Below are 20,812 nucleotides of genomic sequence, written 5' to 3'. Positions count from 1 at the left end.
TCCTTTTAGTGTTTGTTTTTTTCAACGATCGGACGACATACAATACAGTATTTTGCATGGGGTTTGACTTTGAGGCGTTGAAACCCGATGTCATCTTCACACATTTCGCAAATACCGTATTGTTTCAGCTTGATTTTGCCAAGCGCCACTTCGATCTCTTCGAGTTCATGCATTTGCTGTGAACCGATCGCATTTTCAACCATATTGTCATTACTGGCAGAGGCATAATCGCCTTCGTCGTTGAGTTCCATATCACGCAACTGATCCATTTCACTCTCAACGCCGGTAAGATTTTTGATAATCTGAGCTTTACGCGTCAGCAATATCTCCTCGAAGTACTGCAACTCATGGTCTCTCATCAATGCTCCTCATTTGTGGTACGGGTGGTTGGCTAACAATGAATAGGCACGGTATATCTGTTCTAGCAATACCGCCTTTGCGATTTTATGGCTCATCGTCATATCCGACAAGCTGATTACCGCATCACACTGGTCTACAAAGCTTTTTTCAAAGCCGTAGGCCCCACCTATAAAAAATTGCAACGAAATTTTATCACTTATAAGCTTACTAAATGCAAAACTATCCATTTTTTTTCCCTCAGGATGGAGCGCAATCGAGTAGTTTTTTCCCAACATCGGAGATAATAATTTTGAATACGCTATTTGCGATGCTTCAGGACTAATAGTGTGCGCTTTTACTACCTCTTTTGGGAACAATTCAACGTCATCCACTTTGGCAAAACGGGAGATCATCTTCATCTGTTCTTGGTAGAGCGGATCGTAGAGTGAGCGCTCTTTTTTCGCAATGGTGATAATAGAGATATTCATAATTCTGCCTCGGACGAGGCAAGCTTTAGTGCCATAGCGGCAAGCGTAGCCGAATGGGTTTTACTCATTTGGCGTTCTCATTAGAGATAAGTCCTGAAGCTATAACGTTATAAGTAACATGACTGAAGGTATCATCGAGTTTGACTCCGCCGATCGCCGCCACAGGGTGCTTAGAATGAGAGGCAATGGTATCAAGATGTTCACCCAGTACTTTGGCATCCGATTTTGTCGAAGTAGCACGATACGCTCCCAGCCCGATGTAATTCAAATCCAATGTGTTCGCAATCTCAATCTCTTGCACATTGTGGGTGGAAAGACCGATGATTTTGTCCTCTCCGATCGCCATTTTCAACACTTTGATCGCACGAGAGGGGTCCGAATCAATTGCATAGAGATCTTCTTGCCCGATATGGACACCATCACAAAACGGCGCCAACTCATAGTGATCGTTAATGATTAAAAACCCTTCCCACATTTTGCGAAGAGCGATCAAATCGGTTTTTATCGTGGCGACATCGGCATGTTTGTTTCGGTATTGTAAAACTTCAGCCCCGAGCGACGCAGCACGAGAAGCGAATGCGAGGAGTTCCACTCCGCTTTTGCGAAGAGTATCTATATCACAAAGAGCGTAAAGTTTCATAACTAGGCGAGAAGAAGTTTAAGCATATCACTCAATGTCTCTTTGAGCTCACTACGCTCTACGATCATATCGATGGAGCCTTTTTCGAGCAAAAATTCAGCTCGTTGGAACCCTTCGGGCAAATCGCTTCCGATGGTTTGTTTGATAACCCGTTGACCGGCAAATCCGACCAATGCGCCCGGTTCTGCGATGATAATATCACCCAGCGTCGCGAAAGAGGCACTGACCCCTCCCATCGTCGGATCGGTTAGTAGGGAGATGTAAGGAAGCTTCGCATCGGCCAATTTCGCCAATGCCGCAGAGGTTTTTGACATCTGCATAAGAGAGAAAGTACTCTCCTGCATACGGGCTCCGCCGCTCGCGCTGACGATGATGAGTCCTTGACGTTTCTCTAACGCACGGTTAACCGCACGGACGATTTTTTCACCCTCAACCGAACCGAGTGATCCCCCCATAAAGTTGAAATCAAACACAACCAGTTGTGCCGGAACGTCATTAATCGTACACTCACCGCTTACCACGGATGAATAGGTACCGTTTTTGGCATACCCCTCTTCAACACGCGCCGCATAGCTTTTTTTATCGACGAAGTTGATCGGATCAACCGGACGGAGATTAGCGTCAAACTCGACAAAGCTTCCCTCATCGGCAATAAGGGCAAGACGCTCTTTGACACCGATACGGAGATGGAACCCGCATTTAGGGCAGACATGGTTTTGTTTTTCAATCTCTTTGTAGTACATCAACGACTGACAAGAGGGGCATTTTACCCAGTGAGAGGGAGCCTCGCTTTTCGTAGGCTGTTTTTTCTTTTCGGAGTCCCCGAACAGGTTAAATAGACTCAAAAATACTCCTTTTCTACAATCAAACGTATCTGCTCAAAAAGCTCTTTATCCGCACTGATGAGGATATATCTATCATCGCTAAATACATAAAGATGCCGACTCAAATAGAGTCCGGCTTGGATATCGTATGGTCGCATTGTACCCAAAAATAGCACATATTTCACATAAGGGGCATACGCCAACGATAATGCGAGGGCTCCGGGGGATCTGAATTTCAGCTTTTCAACCATCAGTTTACGGACTAATTCAAGGTGCTCGGGAGCCTTTTCAAAAAGACCGATTTTGGCGGATAAATTAGTACTAATTTCCATTTTTACTTCGGGTTTGTGAAGTAAAACAGAATAATATTCTTCTTCCGTTCGGACAAAAACCTCACCGTTTGCAAGATTGCAAACAACGGCTTCGGTTGTCTCATTATCCGTTACACGGGCGATAGAGATACCGTAATAGGGGAATCTGGAGACGAAATTATCGCTCCCGTCTATGGGGTCAAGGTAGATATTCGTAGAGGATTCGCTAGTCATCCAACCGCTCTCTTCGGAAAAAATCGATCCGAAAGGGGAGAGATGTTTAAAGCAGATCGCTTCGGCTTTGAGATCGACACCGTTGCTGATGTCACCGCCGAAACCCTGTTCATGCAGGACAAATAAACTATCACCCCCCTCTTTGATCAGGGAAGCGATCTCTTGACACGCATGAAGAGAGGCTTGGATAAAAAGGTTCATTATCCCAACAATGATTTTACGATAGAGCGAGCCGCTTCACGACCGTCATACGCCGCAGTAACAACAAGATCGGCACCGCGGTAGCAGTCTCCTCCGGCATAGATTCCCGGAGTCGTTGTCTCATGTTTCTCATTGATGATAATACCGCCCCAGTTGTTGACGGAGATCCCGTTTTCAGCAAGAAAAGGCGGGACAATTGGGTCAAACCCGAGTGCCATGATGATGACATCGGCGTTGACGTTGAAATCGCCCCCTTTAACCTCTTCCATTTTCTGACGACCCGATTCGTCTTTGGCACCGAGGATCGTTTTAGCCATGTGGATACCGACCGCTTTGCCCCCCTCGCCCAGAATAACCTCTTTCGGAGAAGCGTTGAAAGTAAAATCTACCCCCTCTTCGATCGCATTTTTGTACTCTTTGACGGATCCCGGCATGTTGTGGGCATCACGGCGGTAAAGACACGTAACGTTTTTAGCCCCTTCGCGTTTTGCGGTACGGACACAGTCCATCGCGGTATCACCGCCACCGATTACGACAACCTCAAGGTCTTTGAAATCAAACTTTTTATCGTAAGACGAACCGAAGTTTTTGCGTTGAATCGCCGTTAGGTAGTCGATTGCCGGATAGACGTTTGAAGCGTTCTCACCCGAAATTTTTGCCGATTTGCTTTTAGTCGCACCGATACCGATAAAGAGGGCATCATGTTTGTCGGCAATCGTGTCGAACTCAATATCTTTCCCCACTTCACAGTTTGTGACAAGCTCTAATCCCGCTTCGATGAGCAAATTCACACGGCGCTCGACGATTTTTTTATCGAGTTTAAAATTCGGAATACCGTAGGTGAGCAATCCCCCCGCACGATCTGTACGTTCATACATCGTTACCGCGATACCTGAACGGAGCAGATAGGTCGCGGCAGAGAGGCCAGCAGGACCTGAACCGATGATGGCTACTCTTTTGTCCGTTGTTATCCCCGGAAAGTACGGTTTGAGTCCTTGCTTGAACCCCTCTTCGTTGATAAAGGTCTCGATAGCGCCGATCGTGATCGCTCCGTGACCGTCGTTTAGCGTACAATCCCCTTCACATAGACGATCTTGAGGACATACGCGCCCCATCACTTCAGGAAACGGTGATGGCTCGTTCGATAGATTGAAGGCAAATTTCAGATCTTTTTCCGCAACCGCTTTGAGCCATTGTGGGATATAGTTGTGAAGCGGACATTTGTTCAAACAAAACGGATCACCGCATTGGATACAGCGGTCACCTTGAGGTGTTGCATCGCTCGCGCTCATCGGCTCATAAATCTCGCTAAAATCTTTTAGACGTTGTAACACAAGTCGTTTTGTAGGTTCGAGACGCTCAATCGTTAAAAATTCTCTCATATTTATTAGTCCCCTTTATCCGGATTGAGTGGCAATTTGGTTAGGTTTTTCGGGCGAACAAGCCAGAAATTTCGGATTTCAACACGGAAATTTTTGAGTAAATTCTGAGCCATTTCACTCTCGGTTTCAGTGACATACTCTTTCAATAGACGTTTGAGATAGTGGCGTGCTTCATCGCCGTCATCCGTATCGATACGCAACGCATCGATCAACTCACGGTTGACGTTTTCGACAAAACTGTGGTCTTGGTCATACACAAACGCAAAACCGCCCGTCATCCCCGCACCGAAGTTAATACCGGTTTTACCGAGGATAACCGCAACACCGCCGGTCATATATTCACACGCGTTGTCCCCTGTCCCCTCGACGATAGCGAGAGCGCCCGAGTTACGTACCGCGAAACGCTCACCCACCGATCCGGCAATAAAGAGTTTACCCCCCGTTGCACCGTAAAGACAGGTATTACCGCCGGCGGCAAATGCTTCACCCTGATTTTGGGAGCGGATAACGATTTTACCGCCGTGCATCCCTTTACCGATGTAGTCATTCGCTACCCCATCAAGACGGATCGATACACCGTTGATCAAAAATGCGCCCAGTGCCTGACCCGCAATCCCTTTGAGATCGATGCGGATCGTGTCGGATTTAAGACCGCTATCACCGTAGTAATGGGCGATTTCACCGCTGATACGGGCACCGAAACTACGGTTAAGGTTACAGATGTCTCGAACGATTCGAATCGGACGCTCAGGATTTTTGATCGCATCCATCGCTTCGGTAAGAACCTCTTTTTCAAACTCATTTGAATCAAACGGTTCATTGGAAGCGGCTTGTACGGTATTGACCCCCTCTTCGCGGTGTAATACGGAACTGAAGTCGAATTTTTTCGCAAATTCGTTATCGACTACTTGGAGTAAATCGCTACGTCCTACTAACTCTTCCATCGTTTTATATCCGAGTTGTGCCATGATTTTACGGACGTCTTCAGCCAAATAAGTGAAATAGTTAATAAGCTGTTCAACCGTACCGTTGAAATACTCGCCGCGCAATTTCTCGTTTTGGGTTGCGATACCGACAGAACATTTGTTGACATGACAGATACGGAGCATTTTACATCCGATGATTGTCAATGCGCCTGTTCCGAATGCATAGCTCTCAGCACCCAATAATGCCGCTTTTACGATGTCTTGACCCGTTTTGAGTCCACCGTCGGTTTGGACATGAACCAATCCGCGAAGATTGTTTACTTTCAATGCATTATGCGCTTCAGAGAGTCCGAGTTCCCACGGATTCCCCGCAAATTTGATCGACGTGAGCGGTGCCGCACCCGTACCGCCATCCCCGCCGGAGATGATGATTTTATCGGCATACGCTTTGGCAACACCCGCCGCGATCGTACCGACACCCGCAGACGAAACGAGTTTAACAGCGACTTTTGCATTAGGATTGACCTGTTTCATATCGAAAATGAGTTGTGCCAAATCCTCGATCGAGTAAATGTCATGGTGCGGAGGAGGAGAGATCAATGTCACACCCGGCATCGTATAGCGTAAGCGTGCGATGAGACCACTGACTTTGTGACCCGGAAGCTGTCCACCCTCACCCGGTTTTGCCCCTTGGGCTACTTTGATCTGAATCTCTTCGGCAGAACGGAGATACGCCGGAGTAACCCCGAAGCGTCCCGATGCAACCTGTTTGATTTTAGAGTTTTTGAGGGTTCCGAAACGTGCAGCGTCTTCTCCCCCCTCACCCGAGTTGCTTTGCGCACCGATAGTGTTCATCGCAACGGCAATACATTCATGCGCTTCCGGTGAGATCGATCCGAGCGACATTGCCGCCGAAGCGAACCGTTTGAAAATGGCCTCTTTCGGTTCAACTTCGCTAATATCGATACTTGGTCGATCTGATTTGAACTCAAAGAAATCGCGGATGAATTTTTGTCCGCGTCCGTTGACTAACGCACTTAGTTTATCAAAATCTTCACGTTTCCCTGTTTTAGAGACACGGTGGATCGCATGGATCACATCCGGATTAAAATCGTGGTGCTCTTGTCCGTTGTAGAATTTGTAGTATCCACCGATTTTAAGAGGGAAAATTTTATTGAATCCGCCCACCGCAAACGCCTCTTTGTGGTTGCGATCCAAACGCGCATCAATATCGTCATACGAAAGTCCCGGGATCATAGCATGGGACTCTCCGAAACACTCATGAACGATCTCTTTACTCAAACCGATTACATCGAACAATCCTGAGTTGCGATACGATGCGATCGTCGCAATCCCCATTTTCGACATGATTTTGAGAAGTCCCGCGTTGAGAGCATGATGAACCGATTTAAACGCTTCAGAGCAATTGACATCTGTAACGCTGTTCTCTGCACGCGCCGCTACGGTAGCGAAAAGGAGAGTCGGATACACCGCACTCGCACCGTAGGCGATCAACGTTGCCGCACCGTGAGAATCGATCACTTCCGAAGTACACGCAATGATCGACGCGAGATGGCGGATTTTTGCATCCAGCAAGGCTCGACTGATACGTCCTACCGCCATGACCATCGGGATCGCTTTGTGGTCTTTGTCAAATCCGCTGTCATCAAGGATAATGATACGAACCCCCTCATCACGAACCGCTTTGATCACTTGATCCACCAACGCTTCAAGTGCAGGTTTCAACGCACCGCTGTAGGCGGTTGAGAACTCTTGGTTAGTGTAAAACGATTGATAGCGCGGTGATTTTTTGTCACCGAACGATTTAAGCACTTCAAGTTTTTCACGGACGATAATCGGTGAAATCGCTTTGAGGCGGTTGGCGTGCGATGGAATCTCATCGAGGATGTTGTGAGTCTCACCGAATCCGGTATTCAAACTCATCACCACTTTTTCGCGGATAGGGTCGATCGGAGGATTGGTAACTTGGGCAAAACGTTGTTTGAAATAATCGGAGAAGTGGCGTTGAACGCTACTAAATGCCGCCAACGGAGTGTCATCCCCCATCGATCCAACCGCTTCTTTACCGTCGCGCATCATCGGTTCAATCACTTGTTCAACCACCTCTTGGGTGATGTTGAAATAGCGTTGACGCTCGATCAACGTGGACGCATCGTACTCACAACGGGTCGTGTATTGTTCATCCACGTGTTCTTGGAGATAGATCATGTGATCATTCAACCATTTCATGTACGGGTTTGAGAGTTTGAGATATTGGTTAATATCTTCGTCTTTCAATACTTTTCCGAATTTCAAATCCAACCCGATCATTTGACCCGATTGAAGACGTCCGCGCTCTTTGATCTGATCTTCACTGATGTCGATAACCCCGTATTCGCTCGCAATTAAGAGAGTATCATCATGGGTAATGATATATTTGGACGGGCGAAGACCGTTACGATCGAGTACACACCCGATATAGCGACCATCGGTGAGAGAGAATGCCGCAGGACCGTCCCATGCTTCGAAAACGGTAGAGTGATATTCATAAAACGCACGGAGTTTCGGATCCATGTGAGGAGCATTTTGCCACGGTGCCGGGATTACCGCACGCGCCGCTTTGAAAAAATCCATTCCGTTGATGATCAAAAACTCGAAAAAGTTGTCGGCACTCGCACTGTCCGAACCGCCCGGTTGGAGGATCGGTAAAAGGCGTGCGATCTCTTCGTCGGTAAATACTTCACTTTTGATCGACTCGGATTTGACGGCAACGTTGAAACGGTTTGCTTCGACCGAGTTGATCTCACCGTTGTGTGCAACCGCACGGAACGGCTGAGCCAAACGCCATTTCGGAAGGGTATTGGTTGAGAAGCGTTGGTGGAAAAGGGCAAACGATATTTTGAAATTTTCATCTTGCAAATCGGTATAAAACTCTTTGATATGCGTCGGCATAATCAAACCTTTATACGAAATGACACGAGCCGACATCGATGCGATGTAAAAGTCGCTATCCGCAACAAACGCGTGTTCGATCTCTTTACGGCTTAGATACAACAATGCGTCAAAACGCTGTGTCGCCATCAATGAATTCGGGGTGATAAAAATATGGTAGATTTCCGGCAACGACGCGAGGGCTTGTTCTCCGAGGGCGTTCGTATCGACGGGTACAAGGCGTTTTAAAACGACTTTTAAATCGTTGTCGTTACAGATTTTTTCGAAAAGACCCAGTTGAGTCGCATCACGGGTAAACACGACCGCAACGGCGTACATTTCAGGAAGTTCAACCCCTGCGTCTTGTGCGACGGTGCGCATAAACTCATGCGGAAGGGATAACAGCAATCCGCTTCCATCCCCTGTTTTACCATCAGCCGCAACGGCTCCACGGTGCATCATACGCTCTAAAGCGGTAATGGCGTTTTCTAAGTTTCCATGCGAAGGACAGTTTTTGATATTTGCAATCAAACCAAATCCGCAGTTGTCTTTAAATGATCGTAATAGGTCTTGGTATTCCACTCTAATCGTCACCTTTCACCAGAAAATATCGGCAAATTGTTATTTTTTAATCTCTTTTTAAACATAAGTAGTTTAAAGGGAAATGAAATTTGCTTATTTTACTAATTGTTAGGTTAAAAAAGGTTAAAATGACGGCAAATAATGAAGATATTAAAAAACAATGTGTAGAGTAGAACCATAAATGCAGGGCTTCATCATCAAACTTACCCGTGTACGCGAAGAAGATATGATTGTCACTATCATAGCGGAGGAAAGCTTACAGACCCTTTATCGTTTCTACGGTGCGCGGCACAGTCCTATCAATATGGGGTTCAAAATCGATTACGAGCCCGAACACTCCCTCAAATCTTCGATCCCCCGAATGAAAGACGTTATCCACCTCGGATTCGGTTGGATGGCTCAGTATGAGCGGCTTCGTCTGTGGCAGCAGTTTATCACCCTCTTTCACCCCCATCTCAAAGATTCCGAATCCATCGGGAATTTTTACTTTGCCCTGCTCAATGATGCGTCCTCACGCTGGAAGGATCAAAACCCCAAACGGGTAGCCATCGAATCGTATGTCAAAATGCTCGATTACGAGGGGAGACTCCATCGGGAACTCAACTGCTTTTTTTGTGACCTCCCCATCGAAGAGGATATTTCACTGATTCGGGCTTTTTTACCCGCGCATACCGACTGTTCCCATACCCTCTCAATCAACCAAAAAGGGCTGGAATGGCTCTATACCAACGCTTCGAGCCTCTTTTTGGATGATCGGGAGGTGGAACGGTTATGGTACATCCTCAATGAGGGGCTTTAGCTAACCTTGTAAAACTTCACACCCTGTTCATAATGTTCCACCAACGAGGGGGGAGTCTTGACAAAGTCGGCATGTCCGAAAAAGAATAAGGAATCCCTGTCACGCGCCAATCTGCCCAGCCTCTCAACCGCCCGTATCACGGTAGCTTCATCAAAATAGATCAGCATATTACGTGAAAAAACCGTATCGAATTTGCCCAATCCGAACAGCGCATCGTCAAAAATATTGAGGGTATGAAAAGAGACCAGCCGTTTGACTTCATCACGGATTTGAAACGTATCATCCACTTTAGTAAAGTATTTTTCTTGGAGCGGTGGGGGAGTTTTGTGCAGTGATCGGATACTGTAGTGCCCCTCTTTGGCTAAGGTAATTACATCACTGTTGATGTCCACGGAGACAATCTCTATTTTGAGGGGTGAAATACCCGCATCCAATAAAGCGATTGCAATCGAATAAGGCTCTTCACCCGTCGATCCCGGAGCGCATAAAATACGGATATTCTCATTCTTTTCGACCGCTTTGGCACACAAAAAATAGATTTGACGCGATTCTCTGAAAAAATAGGTTTCGTTTACGGTTAGCAGATTGATCAATGCTTCTAAAATATCAGGCTCATGATCAAAACATCTAGAGAGTTCATCAAACGAGGTAATGTGGTGATTTCGGCAAAAATTGATCAGTTTAGAGGTGGTAATGGACTCTTTTTGGTTGAAATGGATACCGGTGATCGCAGTAAATTTACGAAGTACCGTACTGGGATCAACAAAATTTTCAACCTTTTTTGCAATAGGTTCCTCTGTTTTTGTACTTTTTTTTGAGCTAAACCATCCGAACATGCGCGTCCCCGTACCCTTTAATACGTTCGATAATCTCCTCGATAGAGCCGACATTTCCGTTACATACCAACTCTTTGGCGCGTCGCGGCATTCCATACACGATTGCGCTCTCCTCACTCTCGAAAAGGCAATCTCCCCCCGATTCATACAGTTCCAAAGAACCCTCCGCCCCGTCATCTCCGATCCCCGTGAGAATCACCCCTAAACGCTTTAGCGAGCGAGGAAGCAACGACGCGGAAGAGAAGAGTCTGTCGATTTGAGGATTATAGTGATACTCCCCCTCCCCCATCGGTTCCAGCCAAATCTCTCCGTTTTTTTGGAAAAGATGAGACGTTACCGAACAGACATAGATGGTTCCCCTCTCGATTTTGATCGGGTGTTCAACCGAGGATATAGGGAGCGGAACAATCGTCTGAAGCTGTGTCACAAAACTGGGGATGAATGAGGCGCACATGTGTTGTGCGATCACAATAGTCCCCTCAAAATGTTGGTCTAATGCGGAGAGGATCGAGTAAATTCGACCGGGTCCGCCCGTCGATGCACCGATAAGGATAAGAGATGAAATATTCATGTCATATTCTACCCAATAAATTGACTCATCACTAGGTTATTATAGGTACGTTTTTTGCTTGTTATAGTCAAATTTCAAAATCAATGGATCTATGATGCGTATTAATAAAGCGAGTGAGGCGGTACTGGCCAAATATGCCGCACCGGTAAAAAAACAGCAACTTCGGGTTGAGCCTTTGTACAAGACTCAAAGCGGAAGTAAAAAAGGGACAACGCTTCAAGAGTTTTACGAAGAGGTCTATTCCAAAAACCCCTATCAGATCGAACAGGTCTACAACGGAAAAAATGCGCAAGAGATCGAGTTGATGATGATGCAAAACCGTAAATTGATTGACACCAAGCGTGCGGGTTAACGCTACCTTTTAAATTTCGTAATAGTGGGGCTGATACGCCTGATCGAGTTCGGAGAGTTTCATTCCGAACAACCCTCTCATCTTTGTCTCAATATCACCCCAAAAATACTCCAGAATCAAACTCGATCCCATGTTCCCCTCGATTTTGTAAAACGGCCCCTCTAACGCTTCGATAATCTCAATCACTTCGATCTCATGACTCGCACGAGAGAGTTTATACCCTCCGGATGCCCCTCGAATACTGCTGATCAAATTATTGCGTCTTAGAATAGAGAGCAGCTGTTCGAGATAACCGTGCGAAATCTGAGTCATGGCCGCAATTTCACGCACTTGCATCGCTCTTCCGTGCGGGGCATGGGAGAGGACATGCATAGCGGCAAGTCCGTAGATCGCTTTGGATGACAAGGCTGCCATTACTCAAACCCTTTGGGATAGATTTTTTTCGCAATATAGTAGATTTTACATCCGACACAATAGCCGAACAACAACTCCAAAGCCGCACAAAAGAGAAAAATACCCGCGATAAAAGCAACCGCCAAATCGGCACCGATCCACGTACCGATCAACAAAGCGATGGTAAATCCCGTCCCGAAAAATGCGGCAAGACGTTTTGCTCCGGCATCTTCCATCTTGATCGGGAGCGACAATTGTTTTTGAATGAATAATGAACAGATATTGATCGGACTATAGGGTTTCAATCCATACAAACGGAGTATGAAATCCACAATCAGTACCATTAATACAATGGTACTTTGTGTCCATAAAAAGGTCACAATCCCTATGATTACAAATAATGTATTGATTCGGGTAACGGTTGCATCCACTTGTCGAAAGATTAAAGGACATTGCTGAGCCATGAAATTCTCCTTATTTTTTCACCATTGTATTCGAGGAGCACTCTATTGTCAAGTATTCATACTATATTACTAAGGTATAAATTTTAGGGATAAAAAAAAAGCGGAACGAATCCCGCTTTCCCTTATTGACGTGCTTGAATCAGCTCACGCACTTTTTTCTCAACACTACTCAATGAATCAAACGGTTTGAGGAGATAGTGATCCGCCCCGACTTTATGACTCTGCAATACTTTGTCCAAAGTAGAATAGGCGGTCATCATAACCACTACACACTCAGGGTCTTTTGCTTTGATCTCTTCGAGCACACTCAAACCGTCACGCTGCGGCATCATAATATCAAGAAGTACCCCATCGTACTCCCCTTTTTTAAAATGGCTGAGAGCCGTAACCGGATTATCCATATAGGTAATTTTAAAATCCCCGGAACGCTTTAGCGCTTTTTCAAGCATCGTTCCGATCGATTGTTCATCGTCAATAATTAATAAGCGTATCATTTTAATCCTCCAAACAGTTTATCAATCGCACTTCCCATCAAATCTTCCGTTTTCTCGGCAACTAAAACATCCAGTGCATCAAAAACACCGTGGCTTGCCTCTTCAATCGTTTTAATCCGCGCTTCGATTTGGGTACGTGAACACAATTTATGCCCGTCGCCGCATTCTGCGATCAACGCATTGGCTTCTGAGTGAACCGTAGCATGCGGTTTTTCTAACATAGCGTATGATTTAAGATGACCGAATTGTTCTTTTCCGACCCCCGTATCATACCATTTGCCCAATCGGCAATTATGGTGATCGACCGCTTTAAAGTTATTCTCTTGACCGAACAAGAAGGCATAAACATTATTTTTGAAAATAACGTGGTCGATTTTCGCCAAATTGCTGAAAATATAGTTGCTAATATCCATAATCTCATAGACACTGCGCGATGAGTTGCGCTGGAATGTTCCCATACGGGTGCTGAGTTCGGACACTTCCCCTTTGGTACTCGAAACGATCCCTGAGAGCTCTTCGGTCGCACTCTCGATCTCATTGGTATCTTGCTGCATCGATTGGATAACGATCTCAATCTCTTTGGTCGCTTTTTGGGTACGTTCCGCCAGTTTTCGCACCTCATCGGCAACGACGGCAAACCCGCGTCCGTGTTCACCCGCACGCGCCGCTTCAATCGCGGCATTCAATGCAAGCAAATTGGTTTGATCGGCAATATCTTTGATCAGTGCGATAACGTTGGATACTTCATGGGATCGGGTCACAAGGCTTGCAGTTGTTGAAAGCGTCCCCTCCATCAGTTCGGCAAGTTTATTCATGTATTCATCGACATGATTGGAAATTTTTAGTCCTTGAACCGATCCATCAGCCGTTTCACGCGATTGATCAATCATCTCTTTGAGTTTCTCGAGGATGTCCATAAACACTTTTTGAGTCGAATTCAACGCTTCTTTAATGCTATGCTGGTGCATTTCAAGCAATCCGCCGCTCTCACTGCCGACAATCGACGATTTGATCAGAATAAAACCTCTCATCCCGTTGCTTAGATTTTTGGCGATAACCGATGCTTCACACTCCCCGACAACAATTTCGGATGAGCCTTTGGATAACTCACGAATCACGGCATCTTTGTTGCTAATCGATTCACCTCGAGTATTAAAGAAAACAGCTTCCCCCCGTGCATCTAAAACAACAACCGCTTCTTTATCGCTAATGGCTGCTATCTCTTTGTAGAGTTCCAATTCGGCTTTTAATGAATTGCACTCCTCCTGCAAAAGGCGTTTCTCTTCTTTTAGCTTATCCGTTTCTCCATCAAACCACATCGTGTTTCTCCTCATATGTTTTTAGGGTAATTTCAAAAACAGCACCCTGATTTGCATTGGTCACTTTGACATTTCCGCCATGTTTATCAATAATCGCTTTGGCGACATTCAAGCCTATTCCCATACTCTTCTTTTTATCTCCGCTAATCGCAAAATCAAAAATTCCCTCCAAGATCGGTTCAGGTATCCCCCCCGCATTATCGGAAATTGTTACCGTGATCCACTCCTCGTTACACGTCAAGCGGACATCAATATGACGATTTTCATACGGTATTGTACCCTTTTCATACTCATCTAACGCATTATTTAGGATTATTATCCACACTTGTTCCAGACGAGTTGATATTCCCATCGTCATACAACCGCTTTTATCATATTTACTGTTACGGTCAAAAAGCTCTCCGTTAATCCGGATCGGAACAATATGTTTTGAGCGGTTCATAACAATCCGAAGGGCATAGATCAGTGTCATATTGACACTGCACAGCGTCATCTCCTCTTTTCCCGTACCGGCAAACTCATACATTGAACTCACTATAGACTCAATCCGCGCTATCCCCTCTTGGATCGGTTCAAAGAGCGAAAGAGTTTCGGGAATTTTATCTTCACACTCCATTTGAAGTAGTTCTAAATTTCCTTTGATATAGGTGATCGGAGTATTGATTTCATGGGTAATAGCCGCGGCTAAACGTCCTACACTCATCAGCTTCGCATCGTTTATTTTGGATTCTTTAAGTCTCTCTAATGGGGTTACATCGATAAAATAGAGGATATGATATTCCTCATCTCGAATCATCGGATTAGGCATAGAACTGATATGAACGGTATAGTATTGAGTATTTTGATTCAAATCGATGGTAACGATCCGCCCTTGTATCTCGCCGCTGTGAACCTGATGAAAAATAGACTCAATGACCTCTTTTCTCGTGCATCCACCCAAAACAATCTGTTCCAGCCCATAGGTTGTTTCCGCCATCCAAGAATAGACGGAGCAGGACGAGAAAAAATCTTGATTATTCGTAAAGCCGTTTGATTCCAAATATTTTTGATTGACCAATATGGCTTCATACCGGTGGTCAAACAATACGGTCAAAGAGGGTTCAGCATCGATAAGCTGTTCCATACTTGCCAAAATAGCCCGATTAACCTCACTCACGTCCTGAGCAATACAGACAATCTCTTCAATCTCTCCGCGTTGATCACGGACGGCATAGATCGTACTGTCTACCGTTATCAACTCACCCTTGATACTGACCAACTCGATAACACCCCGATAAATATCCCCTGAGCGCAACCGATCTCGTACCAATGAACGTAAAAAGACCCAGAATCGGCGTTCCACAAACCGCATCCAGTGGCTTCCGATCATAGCTTCACTTTGATACCCCAATAATCGACAAAGCAGATCATTCACCTCGATGATCAAACCGTTCTCTTCCATACGGATCAAAAGCGATGTCTTTGAGATAGCGCCGAACATCAGGTTGATCTGCTTGTACGCTTTTTGTGCGTGTTTCGCTTCCAAAGATTGGTGCATTAGACGCTCTGCCACTTTTTGTACCGCACTGGGGAGTAACGGCTTAAGAAGGTATTTATCAACCCCGACATCAATCGCCTGCAAAAAGAGATCACTCCCGTGCGCGCTTGAAATGACAACCGTTTTAATCGCAGGGTTTTCGCTTTTACTGCGACTAATCGTATCAAAAATATCACCGCTCATCTGTATCGGATGTAAAACCAGCAGATCAATATCTTCAAAAAACTCAGGTAAGTTGCTTTGAATGCTTACGTCTGCACTCAACCCCTCTAACACTTCGCCGAACGGGTCAGGATAATGGTTCTTATCATCACTGATCCAGTCGGTAACATATACAATCCGTAATATCTCTGTCATAGCCCGTCATTATATTTTTTATAATAATACACAAAAAAAATTTCATCTACCTATAATCTTCTTAAGATACAATCCTGTTTACTATTAACTGTGTGAGGATTACACGTATATGAAAAAATTATTTTTACTGCTGTTTGTCTGTGCCGCTTTAAATGCGGATGATGTCTATGAAGGGGATCTGAGTGCTACCGAAGCGCATGAGATGCAAAAAAAAGGTGAAGCGATTATCGTCGATGTCCGCACTACCCTCGAATACATCTACACAGGTCATGGAGAGGGGTTTATCAATATCCCCGCCTACGAGTGGACCTATATCCCAAAATCGATCGAAGAGCGGGTAAAAAGTTCCGAGTTTGAACTCAAAACCGATAAACCAAAAGAGCATAAAGATATTCAAAAACTTTATGATGCTAAAGAGGTATTCAACAAAAACTTCATTACGGATGTTATGAGTGCGATGAAAATGCGTCATGTTGACTCCGTTATCCTTGTCTGCCGAAGCGGTCCGCGTTCGAAAGCGGCCGCCAATCTCCTCGCCAAAGAGGGGATCAAAGCATACAACCTCGATAACGGATTTATGTTCGGATGGAAAGAGGCAAAATTGCCGTATGACGGGTATTGATTAATACGATACCCGTTATCTTCGGATAACGTCGCTCTCTTTTACCCACAACTCTTCATCTGCCCTCTGCCAAACACGATTCACAAAATATCCGGTGATTTTAATCCATCCGTTGCTAGCTGTTCCCGACGTAAAGGATCGACGTGCTTCCCATGTATCGACAACACGTCCGCTCGGTGCATTGTAGATCGGTGCATTGGTTGCCATACGATACGCAGATGGTGCTGATTTTTTCGGTGTCTCGGATACAGCCGCCACAGGGGTTTTTGGTGTTTGTAAAACTTTTTGAACTTTTGGGGGAACAGCCACTGCCGTTAGTTTTGTTGCTTTCGGCGGAGTCGGCTTTTGGGGCTGTGCTTTGAGCTTGGCAAGCTGTGCTTCATTTTGAGCTAATTTATTCTGAAGCGCTTTTAGTTTTTCACTCGATTCAACCGGTTTTGCTACCACTTTTTCTACGACAACAGGGCGATCTTTATACACCACTTTCTCAACAATTTTTTCTTGAACCACCGGACGCTCTTTGTAGACCACTTTTTCGACGATTTTCTCTTTGACAACCGTTTTAGCACCGGGAGCATTTTTCAGATTAGCTATCGTCGCTTGTGCCGCAGAGAGTTCTCGCTGAAGTGCCGTAATTTTCTCCGTCGGTTCGACCACTTTGGTCACGATCTTTTCTTGTACTAGCGGAGTTTTAGGGGCTTTTTGCATCTGTGCAATCGTCGCATTTGCTTTGTTTAGCTGATTTTGAAGTGCCGCAACCTCTTTATCGGTTTTACCCATCGATTTTTCGAGTTTTTCCGCATCTATCTTCGCTTTGACTAAAGCGCTTTTTAGACTCTCTCGCTCAATTTTGCCCACTTTGATCGCATTGGCCTCTTTTGAGAGGCGTTCATTTAATGCGATTGCATCACGGAGTTGTTGATCTTTCAATGTGAGCGATTTTTCCAAACTTTGAATCACTCCCCGTTTTTGGGAGAGTTCGCGTTCGCTCAATGTTGTCTGTTTTTTGAGGAGTTGCAGCTCGTTATTGTTTTGTTGGATCTGGTTTTCGAGTGCGGCGATCCTCATTTGATACCCTTTGATCTTTACAGCGGTATCGGAAGGGGTGAGGGTGTTTTGCGATTGACGGCACTCTTCGTATTTTTGTCGAAGATTAGCCACCTCATTGACAATACTCTGTGGATTTGGGTTCGCACCGTACAAATAGACCCCACACAGTGCACTCATAACAATAGCTTTCTTCACGCACATCCTTTTTTGGTTAGCTTCACACCCATCTCCAAATGGTGGGTATAAGGGAACTGATCAAATGCCGCCATCGCATCAATCGTATGGGTTTCGCTCAAAATCTCCAAATCCCGAAGCAGCGTTTCAGGGTTGCATGAGATGTAGAGCAAGTGATCAAATCGTGCCGCAAACGCACACGGTTCTTCCCCCAGACCCGCACGCGGCGGATCGACAAAAAGGGTTTTGAGGCGATAATCACTTACTTTTAGCCCCTCTAGGCGGCGGAACTCCCGCACGCCATCAAGTGCTTGGGTAAACTCCTCGGCGGACAAACGGACAAACTCGATATTCTCGACACCATTAAGTGCCATATTTTGTTTAGCCGCATGGATGGAGGCTTTGGAAATCTCTGTCGCCAATACGGCGTCAAATTTAGAGGCAAACGGTATCGTAAAGTTCCCCGCACCGCAATAGAGTTCGAGCAAATCACCGCCGATGTTATCCAGCTGAGCAAGCGACCATTCAATCATCTGCTCGTTGACTCTCGGGTTGGGTTGGGTAAAACTGTTTTCGATATGGACATAGCGGTACTTACGTCCCTGTATTTGAAGTGTCTCGGTGACGTAATCTTGGGAAAGAATCAGTTTTTGTTTTCGGCTCCGTCCGATGACATAAACGCCGAGCCGTTTTTCGAGTTCGCGCGCCCTGCTTTGCCACTGCTCATCGAGTGGCTTGTGATAGAGCATACTGAGGGTGATTTCCCCCTCTCCTGAGGCTAAAAAGTCAACTCCGAACAGCTTATGGGAAATTTCAAGATCACTGATTCCGACCAGCAGTTTATCCATCACGGAAGCGATGTGAGGGGAGACAATCGAACAACGCTCAATCTTCAACGCCCCTTGCCGATCGAGTCGGCTCATCGCATAAGAGATCCCGCTATCGTCATGATAGATTTTGAATTCGGCGCGGGAACGGTATCGCTCACTCGGTGAAGAACACACCGTAATCTCACCCGTGTAGAGAGGGGAAAACATCTCTTTGACGGCGGATACTTTATGGCTCAATTGCCCCTCATATCCCTCTTCATAATCACGACAACTACCGCACACCCCGAAATATTCACACTTCATTCAACACCCTATTTGACACTGGCAATCAGATTACCGATGAGGAGATTCCATCCGTCCACCATGACAAAAACGAGGATTTTAAACGGCATCGAGATCATAACCGGAGGGAGCATCATCATCCCCATCGACATCAAAATCGAAGCAACGACCATATCAATAACGAGAAACGGCAAGAAGAGCAGAAATCCGATCTCAAATGCCGTCTTGAGCTCGCTGATCATAAATGCGGGGATCACGATCGTGAGTGGAACCTCTTTGATCGATTGAGGATTTTGCATATGACGGATACGTAAGAAAAGGGCTAAATCTTTTTCGCGGGTATTACGTACCATAAAATTTTTGAACGGTTCAGTTGTTTTTTCAAACGCTTCGTCGTAGGTAATGCGCTCTTCGCTGTAGGGTTTGATCCCCTCATCATACGCTTTGGTCGCAACAGGTTCCATCACAAACACCGTCAAGATGAGTGCCAACATGACCAAAAGCTGGGTCGGAGGAACTTGCTGTGTACCGAGTGCTTGACGCAAAAATCCGAATACGATCACAAAACGGGTAAAGGTGGTCATCACCAATACTAAACTCGGTGCTAAAAAGAGAATCGTGAGGACAAGTAATACGTTGAGAGAGCTAACCACTTGCGCCGGAGTTTCAGGTGCGGCGATGTTGAAATTCATCGCAGGCACCTGTGGATCAGCACCCCAAAGGGCAAAGGGAATTAAAAGAAGTAAGAAGAAAAAACGACCCAAATCGACACTCCCGAAATAAAGAGGTGATAATACCATAGACTAAGGGTGGTTCTCGTTAAAATCTGATAAAATATCGCGAATAACTACTAGGAGCCTCCATGCCCAACTCTCTCTCTATCGTCATTTTAGCCGCCGGCAAAGGGTCTCGGATGAAATCGCCGAAAGCTAAAGTACTCCATGAGATTTGCGGACGTGAGATGCTTTATTACAGTATCAAGGCCGCACGAGAGATCACCGATGATGTCATCGTCGTCGTCGCCCACCAAAAAGATGCCGTCATTGCGGCGATGGAAAAACATTTTAGCGGCTTGACATTTGTCACCCAAGATGCCGAAAATTTTCCAGGAACAGGGGGAGCGATGATGGGGGTCAAACCTCGCTATGAGGATGTCCTAGTCCTCAACGGCGATATGCCCTTAGTAGAGCGTTCCTCTATCGAAAAATTCCTCGCCAATCCCGCAGACATCGTGATGTCCGTTATCCCGCTCGATAATCCATCGGGATATGGGCGTGTCGTTATCGAAAACAACCAAGTATTGCGTATTGTCGAAGAGAAAGATGCTTCGGAACACGAAAAAGCGATTAACACCGTCAATGCAGGGGTTTATGCATTCAAACACCACGTATTGCAAACCTATATTCCCCGTCTTTCCAACGCCAATGCCCAAGGGGAATACTACCTCACCGACGTCATCGAGATGGCACGTAATGACGGTCTCTCGATTTCACCGTTGTATGTCGAAGAGGTGGAGTTCAAAGGGGTCAATTCCAAAAACGATCTCACCCAAGCGGAGATGATTATGATGGATCGACTCCGCCGCACGTGGATGGATGCGGGAGTTATTATGCAGTTGCCTGAGACCATCTATCTCGAAGAAGGTGTCAAATTCGAGGGGGAGTGTATCGTCGAGAACGGTGTCCGACTTTGTGGAAACACCTTTATCTCTAACTCCCATATCAAAGCCCACAGTGTCATCGAAGATAGCACGGTCAAAAATTCCGACGTAGGACCTTTGGCACATCTTCGTCCTTTGAGTGTTCTCGAAGATACCCATATCGGGAACTTCGTCGAGGTTAAAAAATCGACCCTCACGGGAGTTAAAGCGGGAC

General features: G+C 45.8%; 21 protein-coding genes and 1 pseudogene. 4 read left to right on the top strand and 18 right to left on the bottom strand.

Annotated elements, in window-relative coordinates:
- Nucleotides 1–5: 5 nt before the first annotated feature.
- The 7 genes from dksA to gltB all read right to left on the bottom strand — a co-directional run bounded on the left by dksA (nucleotide 6) and on the right by gltB (nucleotide 8,858).
- A complete protein-coding gene (dksA, locus tag VFW36_RS07205; protein ID WP_329658133.1) occupies nucleotides 6–359 on the bottom strand; it encodes an RNA polymerase-binding protein DksA in 354 nt (117 codons plus the stop codon).
- Between the two features lie 9 nt (nucleotides 360–368).
- Nucleotides 369–827, bottom strand: coding sequence for a 23S rRNA (pseudouridine(1915)-N(3))-methyltransferase RlmH (locus VFW36_RS07200; protein ID WP_329658132.1), 459 nt, complete (start codon nucleotides 825–827; stop codon nucleotides 369–371).
- Between the two features lie 64 nt (nucleotides 828–891).
- A complete protein-coding gene (locus VFW36_RS07195) occupies nucleotides 892–1,467 on the bottom strand; it encodes a thiamine phosphate synthase (RefSeq protein WP_329658131.1) in 576 nt (191 codons plus the stop codon).
- 2 nt (nucleotides 1,468–1,469) lie between these two features.
- On the bottom strand, nucleotides 1,470–2,312 hold the full coding sequence (accD, locus tag VFW36_RS07190; protein WP_329658130.1) for an acetyl-CoA carboxylase, carboxyltransferase subunit beta: 843 nt from the start codon (nucleotides 2,310–2,312) through the stop codon (nucleotides 1,470–1,472).
- On the bottom strand, nucleotides 2,309–3,037 hold the full coding sequence (locus VFW36_RS07185; RefSeq protein ID WP_329658129.1) for an inositol monophosphatase family protein: 729 nt from the start codon (nucleotides 3,035–3,037) through the stop codon (nucleotides 2,309–2,311). Before VFW36_RS07185 ends, accD begins: the two co-directional genes overlap by 4 nt.
- Entirely contained in the window at nucleotides 3,037–4,419 is a 1,383-nt protein-coding gene (locus VFW36_RS07180) for a glutamate synthase subunit beta (RefSeq protein WP_329658128.1), read from the bottom strand. Before VFW36_RS07180 ends, VFW36_RS07185 begins: the two co-directional genes overlap by 1 nt.
- A gap of 5 nt (nucleotides 4,420–4,424) precedes the next feature.
- A complete protein-coding gene (gltB, locus tag VFW36_RS07175; RefSeq protein WP_329658127.1) occupies nucleotides 4,425–8,858 on the bottom strand; it encodes a glutamate synthase large subunit in 4,434 nt (1,477 codons plus the stop codon).
- Nucleotides 8,859–9,039: 181 nt separating this feature from the next.
- Here gltB and recO point away from each other — a divergent pair, with 181 nt between their 5' ends.
- On the top strand, nucleotides 9,040–9,657 hold the full coding sequence (gene recO, locus VFW36_RS07170) for a recombination protein RecO (protein WP_329658126.1): 618 nt from the start codon (nucleotides 9,040–9,042) through the stop codon (nucleotides 9,655–9,657).
- On the opposite strand, the gene VFW36_RS07165 is transcribed toward recO, so the two are convergent.
- Both VFW36_RS07165 and VFW36_RS07160 read right to left on the bottom strand, forming a co-directional pair.
- Entirely contained in the window at nucleotides 9,654–10,493 is an 840-nt protein-coding gene (locus VFW36_RS07165; protein ID WP_329658125.1) for a CheR family methyltransferase, read from the bottom strand. The two genes, recO and VFW36_RS07165, sit on opposite strands and share 4 nt — an antisense overlap.
- On the bottom strand, nucleotides 10,477–11,064 hold the full coding sequence (locus tag VFW36_RS07160; protein WP_329658124.1) for a CheB methylesterase domain-containing protein: 588 nt from the start codon (nucleotides 11,062–11,064) through the stop codon (nucleotides 10,477–10,479). Before VFW36_RS07160 ends, VFW36_RS07165 begins: the two co-directional genes overlap by 17 nt.
- Before the next feature lie 91 nt (nucleotides 11,065–11,155).
- On the opposite strand from VFW36_RS07160, the gene VFW36_RS07155 reads away from it, so the two are divergent.
- Nucleotides 11,156–11,416, top strand: a complete 261-nt coding sequence (locus tag VFW36_RS07155) for a hypothetical protein (protein ID WP_329658123.1) — start codon at nucleotides 11,156–11,158, stop codon at nucleotides 11,414–11,416.
- A 9-nt stretch (nucleotides 11,417–11,425) separates the two neighbouring features.
- Here VFW36_RS07155 and VFW36_RS07150 read toward each other — a convergent pair whose 3' ends face one another.
- From VFW36_RS07150 to VFW36_RS07130, 6 genes and pseudogenes are all read right to left on the bottom strand, one after another.
- On the bottom strand, nucleotides 11,426–11,830 hold the full coding sequence (locus tag VFW36_RS07150) for an Rrf2 family transcriptional regulator (RefSeq protein WP_329658122.1): 405 nt from the start codon (nucleotides 11,828–11,830) through the stop codon (nucleotides 11,426–11,428).
- Entirely contained in the window at nucleotides 11,830–12,273 is a 444-nt protein-coding gene (locus tag VFW36_RS07145) for a DUF4395 domain-containing protein (RefSeq protein WP_329658121.1), read from the bottom strand. The genes VFW36_RS07150 and VFW36_RS07145 overlap by 1 nt, the downstream gene beginning before the upstream one ends.
- Before the next feature lie 122 nt (nucleotides 12,274–12,395).
- Nucleotides 12,396–12,767, bottom strand: coding sequence for a response regulator (locus VFW36_RS07140; protein WP_329658120.1), 372 nt, complete (start codon nucleotides 12,765–12,767; stop codon nucleotides 12,396–12,398).
- The gene (locus tag VFW36_RS12570; RefSeq protein ID WP_414720269.1) at nucleotides 12,764–13,180 is read right to left on the bottom strand and encodes a CZB domain-containing protein; all 417 of its coding nucleotides are present in this window, start codon (nucleotides 13,178–13,180) and stop codon (nucleotides 12,764–12,766) included. Before VFW36_RS12570 ends, VFW36_RS07140 begins: the two co-directional genes overlap by 4 nt.
- 51 nt (nucleotides 13,181–13,231) lie before the next feature.
- Nucleotides 13,232–13,561: pseudogene (locus VFW36_RS12565) on the bottom strand (methyl-accepting chemotaxis protein); the annotation flags it as partial.
- A gap of 514 nt (nucleotides 13,562–14,075) precedes the next feature.
- The gene (locus tag VFW36_RS07130; protein ID WP_329658118.1) at nucleotides 14,076–15,980 is read right to left on the bottom strand and encodes an ATP-binding protein; all 1,905 of its coding nucleotides are present in this window, start codon (nucleotides 15,978–15,980) and stop codon (nucleotides 14,076–14,078) included.
- Nucleotides 15,981–16,089: 109 nt separating this feature from the next.
- Here VFW36_RS07130 and VFW36_RS07125 point away from each other — a divergent pair, with 109 nt between their 5' ends.
- Nucleotides 16,090–16,602, top strand: coding sequence for a rhodanese-like domain-containing protein (locus VFW36_RS07125; RefSeq protein ID WP_329658117.1), 513 nt, complete (start codon nucleotides 16,090–16,092; stop codon nucleotides 16,600–16,602).
- 15 nt (nucleotides 16,603–16,617) lie between these two features.
- On the opposite strand, the gene VFW36_RS07120 is transcribed toward VFW36_RS07125, so the two are convergent.
- From VFW36_RS07120 to fliP, 3 genes are read right to left on the bottom strand one after another with little or no spacing between them, the layout of a single operon-like run.
- A complete protein-coding gene (locus tag VFW36_RS07120; protein ID WP_329658116.1) occupies nucleotides 16,618–17,847 on the bottom strand; it encodes a hypothetical protein in 1,230 nt (409 codons plus the stop codon).
- Nucleotides 17,844–18,959: a tRNA (uridine(54)-C5)-methyltransferase TrmA gene (gene trmA / locus VFW36_RS07115; RefSeq protein ID WP_329658115.1), complete on the bottom strand. Its 1,116-nt coding sequence runs from the start codon at nucleotides 18,957–18,959 to the stop codon at nucleotides 17,844–17,846. The genes VFW36_RS07120 and trmA overlap by 4 nt, the downstream gene beginning before the upstream one ends.
- A gap of 8 nt (nucleotides 18,960–18,967) precedes the next feature.
- Nucleotides 18,968–19,738: a flagellar type III secretion system pore protein FliP gene (gene fliP, locus VFW36_RS07110; RefSeq protein WP_329658114.1), complete on the bottom strand. Its 771-nt coding sequence runs from the start codon at nucleotides 19,736–19,738 to the stop codon at nucleotides 18,968–18,970.
- Nucleotides 19,739–19,800: 62 nt separating this feature from the next.
- On the opposite strand from fliP, the gene VFW36_RS07105 reads away from it, so the two are divergent.
- Nucleotides 19,801–20,812 (top strand): NTP transferase domain-containing protein (locus VFW36_RS07105; RefSeq protein ID WP_329658113.1); only part of this gene is annotated, 1,012 nt, incomplete at its 3' end.

Origin of the sequence: Sulfuricurvum sp. (genome assembly GCF_036279695.1) — a bacterium.
Lineage (GTDB): Bacteria > Campylobacterota > Campylobacteria > Campylobacterales > Sulfurimonadaceae > Sulfuricurvum.
Note: the sequence above shows the minus strand (reverse complement) of the source record. Positions and strands in the feature narration are given on the sequence as shown.

Bases quoted from the DNA above. Each gene is read 5' to 3' on its own strand.
- VFW36_RS07130 (WP_329658118.1), bottom strand. From the start codon at position 15,980: ATGACAGAGATATTACGGATTGTATATGTTACCGACTGGATCAGTGAT.
- trmA (WP_329658115.1), bottom strand. From the start codon at position 18,959: ATGAAGTGTGAATATTTCGGGGTGTGCGGTAGTTGTCGTGATTATGAA.
- VFW36_RS07145 (WP_329658121.1), bottom strand. From the start codon at position 12,273: ATGGCTCAGCAATGTCCTTTAATCTTTCGACAAGTGGATGCAACCGTT.
- VFW36_RS07200 (WP_329658132.1), bottom strand. From the start codon at position 827: ATGAATATCTCTATTATCACCATTGCGAAAAAAGAGCGCTCACTCTAC.
- fliP (WP_329658114.1), bottom strand. From the start codon at position 19,738: ATGGTATTATCACCTCTTTATTTCGGGAGTGTCGATTTGGGTCGTTTT.
- VFW36_RS07155 (WP_329658123.1), top strand. From the start codon at position 11,156: ATGATGCGTATTAATAAAGCGAGTGAGGCGGTACTGGCCAAATATGCC.
- VFW36_RS07185 (WP_329658129.1), bottom strand. From the start codon at position 3,037: ATGAACCTTTTTATCCAAGCCTCTCTTCATGCGTGTCAAGAGATCGCT.
- VFW36_RS07195 (WP_329658131.1), bottom strand. From the start codon at position 1,467: ATGAAACTTTACGCTCTTTGTGATATAGATACTCTTCGCAAAAGCGGA.
- VFW36_RS07140 (WP_329658120.1), bottom strand. From the start codon at position 12,767: ATGATACGCTTATTAATTATTGACGATGAACAATCGATCGGAACGATG.
- VFW36_RS07150 (WP_329658122.1), bottom strand. From the start codon at position 11,830: ATGGCAGCCTTGTCATCCAAAGCGATCTACGGACTTGCCGCTATGCAT.
- VFW36_RS07180 (WP_329658128.1), bottom strand. From the start codon at position 4,419: ATGAGAGAATTTTTAACGATTGAGCGTCTCGAACCTACAAAACGACTT.
- VFW36_RS07165 (WP_329658125.1), bottom strand. From the start codon at position 10,493: ATGTTCGGATGGTTTAGCTCAAAAAAAAGTACAAAAACAGAGGAACCT.
- VFW36_RS07160 (WP_329658124.1), bottom strand. From the start codon at position 11,064: ATGAATATTTCATCTCTTATCCTTATCGGTGCATCGACGGGCGGACCC.
- VFW36_RS12570 (WP_414720269.1), bottom strand. From the start codon at position 13,180: ATGGATATTAGCAACTATATTTTCAGCAATTTGGCGAAAATCGACCAC.
- recO (WP_329658126.1), top strand. From the start codon at position 9,040: ATGCAGGGCTTCATCATCAAACTTACCCGTGTACGCGAAGAAGATATG.
- dksA (WP_329658133.1), bottom strand. From the start codon at position 359: ATGAGAGACCATGAGTTGCAGTACTTCGAGGAGATATTGCTGACGCGT.
- VFW36_RS07125 (WP_329658117.1), top strand. From the start codon at position 16,090: ATGAAAAAATTATTTTTACTGCTGTTTGTCTGTGCCGCTTTAAATGCG.